Annotated in this window: 20 protein-coding genes and 1 pseudogene; 19 read left to right on the plus strand and 2 right to left on the minus strand. The window is 35.2% G+C overall.

Translation table 11 applies throughout. The features are described from left to right. The 5 genes and pseudogenes from L693_RS0126430 to L693_RS0126450 form a co-directional block, all read left to right on the plus strand. The coding region (locus tag L693_RS0126430) for a zincin-like metallopeptidase toxin domain-containing protein (RefSeq protein WP_025721386.1) at positions 1–377 on the plus strand (377 nt) is incomplete at its 5' end. After that, positions 377–727, plus strand: a complete 351-nt coding sequence (locus tag L693_RS0126435) for a hypothetical protein (RefSeq protein ID WP_025721388.1) — start codon at positions 377–379, stop codon at positions 725–727. The genes L693_RS0126430 and L693_RS0126435, both read left to right, overlap by 1 nt. A 140-nt stretch (positions 728–867) precedes the next feature. Then, positions 868–987: pseudogene (locus L693_RS32220) on the plus strand (DUF1805 domain-containing protein); the annotation flags it as partial. Between the two features lie 630 nt (positions 988–1617). Next, positions 1618–2319 carry a YukJ family protein gene (locus L693_RS0126445; protein WP_025721390.1) on the plus strand — a complete coding sequence of 234 codons (702 nt, stop codon included), beginning with the start codon at positions 1618–1620 and terminating at the stop codon, positions 2317–2319. A 715-nt stretch (positions 2320–3034) separates the two neighbouring features. After that, complete coding sequence (locus L693_RS0126450) at positions 3035–3922, plus strand: aminoglycoside 6-adenylyltransferase (RefSeq protein ID WP_025721391.1); 888 nt, start codon at positions 3035–3037, stop codon at positions 3920–3922. A gap of 176 nt (positions 3923–4098) precedes the next feature. On the opposite strand, the gene L693_RS0126455 is transcribed toward L693_RS0126450, so the two are convergent. Beyond that, positions 4099–4317, minus strand: coding sequence for a helix-turn-helix domain-containing protein (locus L693_RS0126455; RefSeq protein WP_025721393.1), 219 nt, complete (start codon positions 4315–4317; stop codon positions 4099–4101). A 165-nt stretch (positions 4318–4482) separates the two neighbouring features. Here L693_RS0126455 and L693_RS30850 point away from each other — a divergent pair, with 165 nt between their 5' ends. The 4 genes from L693_RS30850 (at position 4483) to L693_RS30855 (ending at position 6639) form a co-directional block, all read left to right on the plus strand. Beyond that, positions 4483–5130: a hypothetical protein gene (locus L693_RS30850; RefSeq protein ID WP_025721396.1), complete on the plus strand. Its 648-nt coding sequence runs from the start codon at positions 4483–4485 to the stop codon at positions 5128–5130. A gap of 45 nt (positions 5131–5175) precedes the next feature. Continuing rightward, complete coding sequence (locus L693_RS0126465) at positions 5176–5622, plus strand: hypothetical protein (protein ID WP_025721398.1); 447 nt, start codon at positions 5176–5178, stop codon at positions 5620–5622. A gap of 265 nt (positions 5623–5887) precedes the next feature. Beyond that, positions 5888–6226, plus strand: a complete 339-nt coding sequence (locus L693_RS0126470) for a hypothetical protein (RefSeq protein ID WP_025721399.1) — start codon at positions 5888–5890, stop codon at positions 6224–6226. A 266-nt stretch (positions 6227–6492) separates the two neighbouring features. Further along, a complete protein-coding gene (locus L693_RS30855) occupies positions 6493–6639 on the plus strand; it encodes a hypothetical protein (protein ID WP_197030073.1) in 147 nt (48 codons plus the stop codon). 62 nt (positions 6640–6701) lie between these two features. Here L693_RS30855 and L693_RS0126485 read toward each other — a convergent pair whose 3' ends face one another. Continuing rightward, positions 6702–7058, minus strand: coding sequence for a hypothetical protein (locus L693_RS0126485; protein ID WP_025721401.1), 357 nt, complete (start codon positions 7056–7058; stop codon positions 6702–6704). 333 nt (positions 7059–7391) lie between these two features. Between L693_RS0126485 and L693_RS0126490 the strand changes: the two genes are divergently transcribed. The 10 genes from L693_RS0126490 to L693_RS0126540 all read left to right on the plus strand — a co-directional run bounded on the left by L693_RS0126490 (position 7392) and on the right by L693_RS0126540 (position 14607). Beyond that, positions 7392–7577 carry a hypothetical protein gene (locus tag L693_RS0126490; RefSeq protein WP_025721403.1) on the plus strand — a complete coding sequence of 62 codons (186 nt, stop codon included), beginning with the start codon at positions 7392–7394 and terminating at the stop codon, positions 7575–7577. A 24-nt stretch (positions 7578–7601) separates the two neighbouring features. Continuing rightward, positions 7602–7943, plus strand: coding sequence for a hypothetical protein (locus L693_RS0126495; protein WP_025721404.1), 342 nt, complete (start codon positions 7602–7604; stop codon positions 7941–7943). Between the two features lie 37 nt (positions 7944–7980). Further along, positions 7981–8283, plus strand: a complete 303-nt coding sequence (locus L693_RS0126500) for a hypothetical protein (protein ID WP_025721405.1) — start codon at positions 7981–7983, stop codon at positions 8281–8283. 40 nt (positions 8284–8323) lie between these two features. Then, positions 8324–8647, plus strand: coding sequence for a hypothetical protein (locus tag L693_RS0126505; RefSeq protein ID WP_025721406.1), 324 nt, complete (start codon positions 8324–8326; stop codon positions 8645–8647). A gap of 87 nt (positions 8648–8734) precedes the next feature. Beyond that, positions 8735–9121 carry a hypothetical protein gene (locus L693_RS0126510; protein ID WP_025721408.1) on the plus strand — a complete coding sequence of 129 codons (387 nt, stop codon included), beginning with the start codon at positions 8735–8737 and terminating at the stop codon, positions 9119–9121. A gap of 41 nt (positions 9122–9162) precedes the next feature. Then, complete coding sequence (locus L693_RS0126515) at positions 9163–9636, plus strand: hypothetical protein (protein ID WP_025721410.1); 474 nt, start codon at positions 9163–9165, stop codon at positions 9634–9636. A gap of 151 nt (positions 9637–9787) precedes the next feature. Beyond that, entirely contained in the window at positions 9788–10747 is a 960-nt protein-coding gene (locus L693_RS0126520) for a DUF4062 domain-containing protein (RefSeq protein ID WP_025721412.1), read from the plus strand. Between the two features lie 1017 nt (positions 10748–11764). Beyond that, on the plus strand, positions 11765–12232 hold the full coding sequence (locus tag L693_RS0126530) for a hypothetical protein (RefSeq protein WP_025721416.1): 468 nt from the start codon (positions 11765–11767) through the stop codon (positions 12230–12232). 580 nt (positions 12233–12812) lie between these two features. Beyond that, complete coding sequence (locus tag L693_RS0126535) at positions 12813–13166, plus strand: DUF3102 domain-containing protein (protein ID WP_025721417.1); 354 nt, start codon at positions 12813–12815, stop codon at positions 13164–13166. An 823-nt stretch (positions 13167–13989) separates the two neighbouring features. After that, a complete protein-coding gene (locus tag L693_RS0126540) occupies positions 13990–14607 on the plus strand; it encodes a recombinase family protein (protein ID WP_025721418.1) in 618 nt (205 codons plus the stop codon). Positions 14608–14713 lie beyond the last annotated feature (106 nt).

A 14713-nucleotide genomic window follows, 5' to 3' on the forward strand; every position in this document is an offset into this window, starting at 1 on the left:
TTGAGTTACTTATTTTGGTTATTCAACAGGCGTGGAATGATATTGATGTAAAGGTTTTGATTGATAAAAAGGGGGCTATACTTCCTGAAAAGGCTGTAGGTGGCTTTAATCCTAGTACAGGACAGATTGTGTTACGGCCTGATGCTTCCTATTTAAGTGCGATTCACGAATCTTACCATGCAAAACACTTTGGAGAACTAGGAAAAGAAAAATATATGAAGTTATCGACTATAGAAAAAGAAGAGTATGTTTATAATGAAATTATGAAAAGTAAAGACAAATTTAATTCCTCCGAAATATACGAAGCACAGAGATATATTTATAAATTGAGAAACGGGCAGTGGCCTCTGCCTAGTTGGAAAGGATATGAAGAATAGTGGACGAAAGAGTAAATACTAATTTAACAGCTAAGCAAGCTAGAAAAATTGCTCAGGATTATCAAGAGAAATATAAGCTATACGGTGTAATTCATGATGACACTGAGAAGTCCGTAAAATTTTACCCGGAATTCTACAGAGTTGAGGGTGCTGCTTGGTTAGTTTTGGCTAATATCACACCAAAGAGTTATGAAGGTGATGATGAAATTACTTTTGTTGTTTCGGATAGAGATAGGATTGTTGATCATGTATTAGATCATAATGGACTTCCTCAGCGTTATCATGTGCCTAGCAATAGAGATTATACAGATGAAGAGTTTGAAGCTATTTTTAAGGATGAAGATAGTTAAGTTGTATTACAATTCGTCATATGTGTGCTGTACATAAATAAGCCTCTAATATTTTATAGGTATCCACGGACGTCCACACCCACCCGTAAATGTTGCATAAGATATCCCGGATGAACAAAGAGGAGGTGCATGTAATAACCATGATACACATGGAACCCGTACAAGTGGGTGAGCATACATTTATCGGATTTGAGGTCAAACTGCCTAAAACAACGCTGTTAACGATCTCCAACTCCCGTGGTTACATCATGTGTGGTGCGTCTAAGATGTATCGAATTTGGGGTAGTAAAATTTTTCGCTGTTTAAGCCATAAAGTCAAACGGGACAAGCTTTCATAGCAATTTTTAATTTACTGATCTGTACTGATTTATTCTATTAAAATCTTATAAATGACGGAATTTTGTGACCGCATTTGTGACCTTTTGAAGGGGAACAAGCATGTGACTGTGCATTTTACTCCTGTGAGGTCTGCTAAAATGGTTGTTTGAGTTGAGCCATAAAATAATCTATTAAAAAGAAGATATTTGTATATGGACAAAATGATCGTACGATATAGCATTCTTTGGAACAGTGGTTTTGGAAAGTTTATTCTAAAGAAAAAAAACTGCAACTATGAATTATGAATTGATCTCAAAAGATTATGAATATCAGCAGGAGAGAATAGTAAGTGAGATAAGCTCAAAGGTGAGCGTTACGGGGAATTTGAGACTTCCATATTATAATGTGGACAACAGCATTAGAACAACATGGGAGCGTCTCAATAGTATGTTGGCTGTTTGTTGTTCGTAATCTAGAAAGTATTAATAAGTTTCCAACTTTATCTAGAATAAAAAATTGCATTCTATAGATAATAAGAATGTTTAAAATACACATTTAGGGAGTTGTTAATATTGCCATTACGTCCGTATGGAGTTTTAAAGGGAAAAGTTGTCGAGACAAGACCAAATAATGGGCATGATCGTACTCCACACTATGAAGTTCACATTAAGGGGGATAATAAGGACTACCGAATTGCAATTAATATTATGTCTAAAATGGAACCTTCGGAAATTCTTTACTCTGTTAGTGAAGATTTTAATTCAGATCAAATTACAATCTTACCAAAGCTTAAAGAAGGTTTCACTGAAATTAATCAACATAATCACGAAATTGCACTGGATTATATTCGAGGAGGGTTATTTGATCCTTCAAAAATGATTGCACTTCCTGCTGATATCAGTGGCCCAAATAATGATCTAAATGAAAAAGTAAATCAATATATTAATGAAGCTCTTGAAAAGAATGCCACTTTGTATGCGTATGGCGAAAAATTTAAACATGAAAACGAGAGAGACAAATACTTTGGATTCTCTCCCGGTAGAGGCATTCATGATATTCATATGAATCAAGGTAATCATCCCAGCTTCAAAAGAGATGATGGAATTTGGCAAGATGGGGGCGTTCTTATTCATTTTGAATCAGAAAATCGGTGGGTTGGTATGTTTTTAGCATTTCAATCACAATCTTGGTGTACAGACGATAAGGGACATGCAATTCGCCCAGTAAGTGAATGTAGCCATGAGAATGTCAAAGTGGGAGAATTATCAAAATAAATTTTAAGCTAAAGAAAGAAACTCTTAAAAATAAGGGTTTCTTTTGCCTTTTTTCTATATAAAAGAATAAAGTAACAGTAATAAAATCCTAATCAATCCAAAAAAAATAAATGTTTTAGAATATACATATAAAAATCATACAAGTAATGTATATCGAATCTACGCTCAAGACCATATAAAACACCAATTTTACCATCCAGTTACCCCCATATTGACGGTGACTGGATTTTTTATTCAAATGCGTCATTGGGAAGCTTCTACGGAAATTTCGGGGAACCTTATTGGTGCCCTAACTGTAGCCATTACTAATACTTAAACAATTTCAGTATTAGGCTGCTAACTCAAATGAGGAGAATCCAAAATTGGACTGTCCTATATAGTTGTAAAGGATGTGGGAAGCTTTCCACGGGGTCATAGCTGATAGTATTGTTTACATAACGAAATGGGTGTCATCAAGTGTCACCCTAAGGAAATATCATTTTGTAATGTCATTTGCGCTGTCCTATTTTGTCTCTAGCTGTAAAGAATTGTCCAATGTAACGATTTCGTTACAACTTAATGTCTGGTGACAATAAAGTTATAGACCGAGAAAATAAAGTTGTAGACTGGTCGCTGGTATTAAGCTAACGGACAGTTTTGTTTAAAAAATACTTTCTCAACGACAAATATGAACTTATGCTAATATCAAATGAAAACATTTGGGGGGTGCACTGGAATGAGAACCGAGAAAGAAATGATGGAGTTAATAAAAGATGTAGCCCGAAATGATGAACGAATTCGTGCAGTCTATATGAACGGTTCAAGAACCAACTCTAACGCACCAAAAGATATCTATCAGGATTATGATATTGTTTACGTGGTTACTGAAACGACACCATTTATAAAAGAAGACAAATGGATATATGTATTTGGCGAGTTTATAATGATTCAAGAACCCGACAAATTAGACCACGGTATTGGTATAGATATGGACTTTGGAAGATCATACGGATATTTGATGCTCTTTAAAGATGGAAATCGTATTGACCTTCATATTAAAACTAAAGAATCAATGATTGATGATTATGGTACTGATAAACTTACGCTACCTCTATTGGATAAGGACAACTGTCTCCCACCCATCCCTACTCCGACAGATATTGACTACCATATAAAGCAACCAACGGTAGGGCAGTATGTCAGTTGTACCAATAATTTTTGGTGGTGTTTGCAGAATGTTGCAAAAGGAATAAAGCGGGACGAAATGCCTTATGCGAAGCGTATGTTCGAAGAAACGACTAGGGCTTCACTAGACCAGATGGTTTTTTGGTGGATTGGTATTAAATATGATTTTCAAGTATCAAGTGGGAAAATGGGGAAGTATTTCAAAAAATATTTGCCACATTCCTATTGGGATCTGTACAAAGCAACTTATTCCGATGGACATTATGAAAACTTCTGGAATTCAGTATTTGTGACTTGTGATTTGTTTCGCACTTTAGCTAAATATGTTGCTGTACATTTTTCATTTGTTTATCCACTCGATGACGACATAAACATGACCGCATATCTTATACATCTCAGATGTTTACCTCCTGATGCAACGGAAATATTTAAGAATTAAAAATAATGCATATATTTGGGCGATCATCGCACTAACGGGAAACGTTAGTTTAATAAAACAGCAGCATTCTAGGACTTTATTCTCTTCGAAAACTTGATTCATTCACCGTAAAATTGCGTTCAATCAGGGCGCAACAAACAAGCCTAGATAAATTTCTAGGCTCTTTGTCGTGTCTGCTATTCTTCTCTTTCTTCAAATTGCATTAAAACAGATAAGTCGTTTATATCTAGTGCATGGGCTATTTTCTCAAGCATCACCAAATTAACTTCTTGACGGTCGTTACTACTAAGTTTTGATATTCTTGCTTGGGAAACGCCTGATAATTTTTCAAGTTGTTTTTGGGTTACACCTTTTTCTTTCAAAACTTCTTTTAGCTTGATCCTAATTTTAAGCATTAAATGTCCTCCATAACATTGACAAAATATGACCTTAAGGATATATTTATATTATGACCACAAGGGCATAATCAAAGAAGGTTTTTCACTCAAGAAGGATATCACAGTACTTTCTTTGGCACTTTCATCACCATTCTACCAATTTCTCAAGGAGGAAGATACCCAGTGACCAAAAAAGCTAACAAGCAAGTTATCATCGACATTATACGAATGAAGCCAGTTTGGGAATCAGAAGAAGACACCGAAAAAGAATTGCACTATTACCACATAACCGATGCTCTAAATCGCAAATGGCAGACAATTGGTCTGAATGTATCAGACGCTATCCAAGTATTTGAGCATGGCAATGACGATAATTGGACTCGTATTATCGAGCCAGCACCGTACAATCCTAACTTGTCGATTAATGAGCTAATCAACATGCTCAATATTTCTCCTGAAGCAACTGGCATTCGAAATGACATGCAAATCATATTGAACACAGTTGAACGCCGCAATGAGTATGTAAGTCGCATTGTCAATGTGAATCGTGAAAGTAGATTTCTTTTACTCCATCAAATGAAAGACGAATACCTTCAGCATGATCAACTTACAGATGAACAGTTTATGCAATTGTACGCTGTGAATCCCGTGGAAGCTCTGAGCATGTATTTCTTGCAGTCTTTTGATATCATCACGTATTGGGAATGGGCTAACGCTAACGGTACTGCTGAGAAGGCTATAGAGTACAAACGTGAGGAACCTTTGTTACCGTTTATTCAGGCTATCGAACGTGCTGAGGATGAAGCGAGAGGGATTGTTTCAGGCTTCTAATGTGTCACGTGTCACAACTATTTCCTAAAAGGAGAAGATACATATATGACAATCGCACTGAACAACCAAGAGGTAGTCAATTTGACCACTACGGAAATTCCGTACCACACCGACTTGACAATTGAAAAACTCTGCTATTTCCTTGATATCTCACCAAAGGCAACTAACCTTATTACTAGTATGAAATTTATGTTAAACACCGTCGAGCGTTTAAACGAATTTCTTCAACGCTCAACTTTTGCTAATCATCCATTGTCATTACTCACTAAAATGAGAAAAGAACACATCGACGCTCATGGTTACACTGACAAGGCAACATTCGTTTACGACTACTATCGTGGTAAACAATCAGCATTGGAAAAGCTTTTTCAAGAACATATGCCAGCTTGGAAAGTAAATCGACTGAATTCAGATGATCCTGAACGCATCTATGATGTTTACGCTGAACGAGGTAAATATTCAACGTCTGGAGAAGTTGCTTTGTTCGTTTAATCCATAGCAGGGCAGAGAAAGCTAAATATTCATTATAGGCTGTAGTTGTCATGTTTTATCATATAACAACGTAATAATAACATCCAGTAGACTTCAATAACCTTTTCAGGGCTTTTATCCTATGAACGATACTCAAAATCAAAATGTAAAAGAGTCATTTTATCATCATAATTAACACTGTATCGTAACGAGCCACACCTACTGTAACTATGATTTAGATAACCGCAAATATAAACGCAAGGTGAACATAGAAAGGAGCGATAACATGAACAACAACAATCCCGAACGTCCATTTCCAATGTCTCAGCGTATGGAGATTGAACGTCTTTACTTTCCCCACGGTGTAAATGCTGGTCAAATTGCTATGCTAGATGATATTGAGAAGCGTCTCATCGAAGCATACAAGGCTGGATATGAGCAATCATCTATTTTTGGATTTCATGAGTGGAGCAATAATACTGCAATGGGCTATGCGATCATGGCACTCGAACGTTTAAATTTTTATGAGAAAGAGATTAAGAGCGCCATAGGTGCTATGTACCGTGTATTCGACGAGACTTCCATAGAGGAAGCCAAGAACCACTATAATACGTCTGATTACTGATTAATCTATAGGAAATAAAATGTTTGGACGTTGAGTAGGGGGAATGGAAGGGGAGAGGATGATCGGTGTTTGAATCATTGATTAGAATAAGCGAAATAGCGTCAAAGTGACAATACATTTAAGGAGCGATAACCATGTACAAAAACGGACGGTTAATCAATGGTAAACTGTATCTCAAAACAATAGCTGGTAACTGGATAAGTCTTCGATTTTTGGCTCAGGCCGACAGAAAGGCTATGTAACACGAATTTGGATGGTTGGATTCAATGTATAGACGGTTAGTGAAAGAAGCGGCAGGGAAGGCTGTAGGGCTGGAGAAACGGATAGAGATTAGGAAGCAGCTAACAGTTATTCGACGTGTAAAGAGAAAACTGAAAGAAGAGGGAATGTCATATATATTCAAGGAGGGTTAAACTTAGCCCCCCTTGATATGTAACTAAGCGCCTAGTAATAGGCGTTTTTTTGTTGCTATTTATTACTTGCAAAATTTACACTGTTCATTTTTGTATTTTGGATAATTACATTTAATGCAAAATTCATACTCCTTATTTACATTTTCAGGTTCAGGAATTTTCATATCTTGGGCAAGCATATGGCTAGCATCGTGGATAATTGATAATGTCTCTATATAATGGAACGGCGGTGTTCCTGTTACTCTATCTGAATTGATTCGCCATGCAACATGAAAAGGTTCGGTATACTTATCTATCAAGGAGAAAACTGAATTATAACATTCCAAAGATTCAATAGCTTCCGAATCAGTATATTTGTATTCACTAGTTAAAATCTTAAATACCTCTTTTTCAAATGATGGCAGCCACTTAATTGTCATTTAGTTCACCCTTTTCAAAGCTTGATATAATATATCTTATCATAGTAAATGCTTTCGTATTATTCTATATGACTTTAATTATTCTAAGTAGAATACCATTAGAAGTAGTAGTGTCTTTTTTCTATCACTAAGTACTTCTTGTTACTATTATCCAAAACGTATGGGAAATTGTCCCTATCTGTTGTATTATAGTTAAGGATGAAGTGACTATAATTTATTTTGTCAATTAATACGAATAAACACCCTTTAGGCGCATATGTGTTAAACGTCTATGGCTCAGGAGTATTATCTGAGATAAGAGAAAGCGAATGCTATAGAAAGGGATGAGTAAGAATGAATGAGCAAGAATGGTACTATAAAGTAGTTATTAGGGTTTCAAATCTTGGAGATGTAAATGTTGATCCTGAATTTAGATTTTCTGAAGATAAGAAACAAGAAATGACCGAATTTGTTTTTACTTGCCTTGAGAACGGACATGAAGTATCTATTGTTCATACAACCGAGGAGTTCGATTCATAAATTATAGAATGGAGTTTAGATAATATGAATGAGAATATCTTGTCTTCCTTAATTGATATCTTACAGGAAATTCATGAAAAGGATAAGAAAATTAGCGATGTTTTCGAAACTACAGATATAGAATTTTTAAATCCTATTGCTTCAAAAATTGAAAATCTGATTCTTCATGAACTTAATGTTCCAGAAGATAATACTGTGCAGATGTTAAAATTGCATGGTGATCCAGAGGGATACTCTCATGAAGATACATTTTGTAGAGATTTTCTGGGTGATTGGTTTATGGATTATGCAGAAGGTGAAATTACAAAGGATGAACTGATCCATAATCTGACGAATTGGAAACTTTATCTACAAGAAACTGATTGAATAGGATATGATAAATCTTATTTGAAGGGGGATAATAATGTTAGTCTGCTTGGTTGTAAAGGTCATTGATAAGCATCAAGAAATTCTTACAGGCTACGTAAGAGAGATTGATATTCAATTTGTACCTAGTGTTGGAATGAAATTTAGACAAGGTTCTAGTACTTGGTTATGGGAAACAAAAAATGGTGAGCTGGCTCCTGAGGTTAAAGAAGTGACTTATAATATCGATGATGAAATTGTATATTGTTTGTTTGAAGTAAATGAGCGCTTAGAGTCTTCTTTCTGGAAAGAAATCAAAGATGTATATAGCAGCCATGAATTAAGACAATTCGCTCGATAGTTTAATATATCAAGCTCATAAAGAAATGAGGAATTATATAATGGAATCTATCCAAAGATACAATGGAGGACTTAGTGATTACAACAATCTAAGAGATAGTGACAAAACTTCAGGGTATATATTTGATAAGATTAGGAACGGGGTCATGGTCAGTTCTGTTGACCTAACAATTGGCGGTCATTACATTATAGAACCTGAAAATCAAAAGAAGTTAAAACATAGAGGTAGAAAATGTACCTTGATTACATTTGAAACTGATAAATTAGACAATCCTATTCGAGCAAAGGTTCGCTTTGATGATACCAACAGAGATGGAATGGTCGAATTATCTGATTTAGTAAATATTCTTGAAGATAAAAAATGATATAGCAACATTCAACTTATTCAATAAACTAAAAAATTAATCGATATAATAGATTATGAGCTAATAACTTTGGGATGGGTGAAAATAATGAAATTTATAAAAATTCAAGAAGGACATTTTAGCAAACTGTATAATATGGATGATATAAAATTTATATTTAGGGAGGAGGAAGTATCCTCGATCCAATTGGGTAATGAGTTAATTCACACGTCTTATAATTTCGATGATCTTAGCTATAAATTATTACAAACGAAAACTTTTAAAAAAATAGAATTAAATAAGAAATCAATAAGATCATTAAAAGATAATGATTCAGTTCCAGTTGATGCAGTGGTAAATATTAATAAGATTCGTTGCTTAAGCGACAATTGGGAAGGTCGCATTGAATTCATTGATGGAGATTCGATTGAGGCTAGCCAATCTTATGAAGGAACGTTATTGCAATTGGGGATATCAGATGAATTCATATTATAAAAATTAATCTTAGTGAAAATGAAAGGGGTGAGATACTTCAAATGGTTTCAGATCCCAAAACAATGACCTACACGCTAAACAGCGGTATTAAAGGAACTATTAGCCTATCCACGAAGCAAATACAGGATTGGATAGAATCATATCGTGTAGGAAGTAAATATGTAACAACAGTAGGCAAAGAACACTTTGGATTGAATCCTGAGCTTGTAGCAGATTTTAAGGTACATAATGAATTTTCAGAGCAGAGGGAATATGTAGCAGCAATACAGCAACAACCAGCAACAAGTAAGGCCACTGAGCAGTTAGCAGACGCATACAGCCAGCATAAGGTAATGATTCAGGTAGAGTGTAAATGTGGAGCTTCCTATATAGAGGAATCAGCGTACAAAAGGAACAAATGGGGCTGTAAAGAATGTGGTGAGATTGTGTTTTTGGATAATAAGAAGGGTATGGTGGATACAGTAAAGGGTAAAGCTTGGTATATGACTAATAGGTATTTCGTGGAGAGAGGCTGAGGATTTAACATAGCGTTAAACTCGGTGGTCAATTATTTTCGCATAATGATAAAAGTCTGATTTCATTGTCAATTAAATAGGAACATTGTACGGATTTGGCGACTTCTGTAGTATAATAGGGAATATTATACATGAGGGAGTCGTTTTGTTTATGAAGAAAAAACTGCAAGTTTTTATATCATCTACATACACGGACATGCTTGAAGAGAGACAGGCGGCAGTAACAGCGGTTTTAAATGCAGGGCATATTCCTGCTGGGATGGAGTTGTTTAAGTCAGGAGATCAGAGTCAAAAAGAGACAATCAAGCGGTGGATTGATGAATCCGATGTATATATGCTGATTTTAGGTGGGCGTTATGGCAGCTTAGATCCCGAAAGTGGGAAAAGTTATACGCATTGGGAATATGACTACGCAGGAGAACAAGGGAAGAGAAGATTTGCTGTTGTTATTACAGAGGAAAAATTAATGGACAAGGCCAGAAAAAACCCTGATTATTTAGAAAGGGAACATTACTCACATTATCAAGAATTCAAGAGAGAAGTGCTTGGAAACATATCCAAGTTTTATGAAGATACTAAGGATATAAAACTAACAGTTATGGAGTCATTAAAGGAGTATGAATTCGATAAGAGTTTAGTGGGATGGATTAAATCTGATAATCTTCAGAGTATGGAAAAAATACTCTTGGAGAATGCAGAATTAATAAAAGAAAATGCTAGGCTAGCAAGAGAGTGCGAAAAATTAAATCTTAATGCGATTCAAAACACTTTTATAAATGGTATGCAATATGAAGATATGGAGTCTGTTTTAGAAAACATGAGTATTAATTTACCGAAAGAGATTGATGAGGATGAAAGCGAAATAAGTCTTCTTGATTTTTTTACAGTTGAATCTGATACTCTTTCTATAGGTGTAACAAATAGTGCAACTCTTTCAAAAGATTTCGAAATCTTTATATTTTATCATGTTGCACCTAAACTTATGCAATTTGGTTTAATGGAAAAAGTTAAGGTTGCTGGAGTACAATACGAAAGAATACAAACAACAAAAGATGGTCTCAAATTTTTGGGGCAATATGAGATAAGAAAGAAACAACAGCCCAGAGCATAGAATTAATTAGTAATTTCTTATAAAAGATTAATTTGACCAAGATCGCTTAGGCGGTCTTTTTCTTGTTCGCTATGTGACAGACAAAAGCTGGTCTAATAGGTAAAGGGAATGGAGAAACAAATAGGGGTAGGAAGCAGATCGCAGCTACTCAACGTTAGAAGAAGAAACCAAACGGCATGTAATATATTTAGGTCAAGTAAACGTGAAAATTCCACCTCAATTGATATCTAAGCTCCTAGTAATTAGGTTTTTTTATTATTATAGAACTATATAACTCATTACTTTTATAGATCAATATTTATAAAAGGAGCTGAATAAATGAATAGAAGAGCGACAGGAGTCTCATTTTGTTTTATAGAAAACTATATTGTATGTTTCTAGGTACTTTATTGTCACAAATGGTGCAGTTAACTACACTGATTCACCATTGGATATAACATTGAATAGGTTAAAAGGACATGATGTTCTGCTTGTACTCAGCATAATAGCTTTAATTATAGGAGTAACTTACATCATTATTGAGGAAGTTAAAAAAGAAAATTAAGTGCTCAATTATCAAGAGATAGTATAAATCTGAGCTATGATCTTTTAACTTTTCGGCTGATTAATCGGATAAGAAAATCAATAATTACTCCTGTCAGAAAGGAAGAAACAAAATGGATGATATAGGCAGGAAACTGAACTCTAATAGCTGCACTGCCAAAATCAAAAATCCAGTGTCGAAATGGCTCAGTATATACAATTGAATTTAAAAGTGGATTCAATCCGATAAGGAGGATATTTTTATCATCATTTCCCAAATAGTTATTCAAGCATATTAAGATGCTTATTACTGAAAACCAAAACGTGGTTTTCTTATAAAGCATAAGCAACACTCCTCCCCAATTTTTTCTTTTATATTGTATCATATCCCTTTGAGTGATTTCATTTTACATAAAACAGCAACAAAGTTCATTATAGAAGAATATATAATAATAGCTTTCGTCTTATTAGCATATTGAAGAGGATGATATAAAAATGAATCTAAACCAGCATTACACAATGACATACACGCTAAACAGCGGTATTAAAGGAACTGTCAATTTATCCAGTAAACAAATACAAGACTGGATAGAATCATATCGAGTAGGAAGTAAATATGTAACAACAGTAGGCAAAGAGCATTTTGGATTGAACCCTGAGCTTGTTGCAGATTTTAAAGTACATAATGAATTTTCTGAGCAAAGGGAACATGTAGCACAGCAGCCAACAGTAGCAAGCAAGGCCAGTGAACAGTTAGCAGATGCATATAACCACCATAAGACATTGATTCAGGTGGAGTGTAAATGTGGAGCTTCTTATATAGAAGAATCAGCGTACAAGAGGAGTAAATGGGGATGTAAAGAATGCGGTGAGATTGTGTTTATGGATAGCAAGAAGGGTATGGTTGATACAGTGAAAGGGAAAGCGTGGTATATGACTAATAGGTATTTTGTTGAGAGGTAAATTAGCTTTCCTCAAGATGAAGAAACCCTTGATATGACTAGGTTTAACGTAGTGTTAAACTGTTGTATGCGAAAACTATTGGACACTGCGTCCAACTTTTGCGTGACATTGAGTAACGCTATTATCTGATCATCTTCAAAGACGGATAATTGTACCTGACTGCTGAAAGTTCAGCCGTGAAAATATATGAAGCTAAAACTCGATTTAACCGAGCTATATATTGAAATTGATTCAGTATTAGATTAACGGGGACGAAATTTCGTCCTCCCCACTAATGGTGGTAATGAATTATAAGGAGGGCCAAACTTGATGAGTCCTAAGTTTAACTTAGCGCCAAACCAAAATTATTTTGGTCTGCCTCTTTGTCATTGGATAGGAAATTATTTTCTATCCTCTTATCATATTGATTGCTTGCATATTTAATACTGAATTGATTTCAGCATTAGGCTGCTAAATTAAGCTTAGAAGGTTCAAAGATAAAATGGCTTTGAGTACCAATGTGGTATGGGAAATTATCAGACCAATATATGATAAACAAAACTAGGTTAAACCGAGTTACAAGCAAATAGCTGGACAGTCTGTGTTTGAGATTGGACGACGATTGAAGCACGTGAAAGAGAATGATTTGGTGCATGGTGAGTGGTACGAGTGGTTGAAGACTGTTGATATAACTCCTAGAACTGCAACTCGTATGATGCAAGCCTTTGAGCAGTTTGGAAATGGTGCGACATCGCACTATTTACCAACGAGTAAAATATTCGAAATGCTCTCTCTACCCGAATCCGTTGATCGTCTGGAGTTTGTTGATCAGGAGCATACTGTTCCTTCGACTGGTGAAAAGAAGACAGTAAGTGAGATGACTGTACGTGAATTGCACGTAGGATTCATCGCTGAGACAATTTGTCTTAGGCTTCAGCTATTACATATGAGTTGAGTAAGCATGATAGAGCGTCTGGAACAATTTTCTTATTGATAATATCAAAATGACAATTATAACACTTCCACTCCGCGATTCTTGTTACGATTGCGATAGAGGTTTGCTGTTTTCAAAAACATAGATAAATAAAGGAAAATCCAATTTTGAGTTTCTAACAATTTAATTTAAAAAAACTTAAAAATCCCTTGATGATCAAGCTTTTTTGAACATTTTTCTCCGATACGTACGATACGCATTACGATGTTGATTATATTTACTGAAAGTCCTTATTCCATCTATGTTTTAGCTGTTTTCTCGATACGACACGATACAAAGTTTAATTGATACTAATTTTGGTTTGAACACGACCAAAAGCTATATAGAATAAGTATTTTATCATTATATTCTCAATTTTAACGATTGAGCTTCGATAAGGGTGTCGATACGGGTTATCTCTATAGTGTCACCAAAGTTGACGATATCCCTATAATGGTTGATACAGCGTCAACCCCTTAAATACATAGCGACTTCGATATTTTCTAAGTTGATCATTGAATTGGACGCTTTGTCCAACTATCCATATGAGTGCTAACCAACTTGGATAATACTGTATTGAAATTCACGAAGGTTGATTTTTGACCGACCATTGTTCAGACAAAACGGTTCTAACTCTATGTCATAAAGTATACCTTTTGCAATAGTAGTTTAGTGTTTGTCATAAGTGGTTATGATACATGTCAAATAGTATATAAATAATTTTGAAATGTTTCATATATAACCATATACATTTTGACATAGTTTTGCTATAATATAATCAATGACATAGCAAAGGATGATCCATATGAGTGAGATTAGACACTACGGTTACATAAGAGTATCGACGAAAGATCAGAACGAAGCTAGACAATTGGAAGCAATGCAAGGCTTAGGTATCATGGAACGTGATTATTTTATTGACAAGAAAAGTGGCAAGAATTTTGACAGACCGCAATATCAAGCATTGAAGAGTGTGCTTAGGAAAGGCGACATTCTGTTCATTAAGGAACTGGATCGTTTAGGAAGAAATGCAGAAGAAATCAAACGTGAATGGCAAGATATAACGCACGAGATAGGCGCACACATCGTTATTCTTGATATGCCCATCCTTGATACTAGACAATACCATAATGGCTTAGAGAAAGTTATATCCAGTATTGTACTTGAGTTGCTTAGCTACATGGCAGAACGCGAACGTGAGAAGATTAACGGAAGACAGACTGAAGGCATAGCAGCAGCAAAAAATAATGGTGTGGTATTTGGTCGGCCTAAACAGGCAATAAGTGATGACTTCATTATGGTATATGAGGAATGGAAGGAAGGCAGCATAACAGCAGTTGAAGCAATGAGACGTGTAGATATGAAGCCAAACACATTTTATCGTAGGGTAAAGGAATATGAACAGCAGCAAGAAGTGGGATAAAATAATAATCATGTGAACACTACGTACACACTCACGGCCTAGATGATTTATGTCTAGGCTCTTTGTTTTTAATATCGGATTAACCCCCTAAGTTTGGACACTAACT

The organism is Paenibacillus sp. 1-18 (assembly GCF_000520755.1).
Classification (GTDB): Bacteria; Bacillota; Bacilli; order Paenibacillales; family Paenibacillaceae; genus Paenibacillus; species Paenibacillus brasilensis.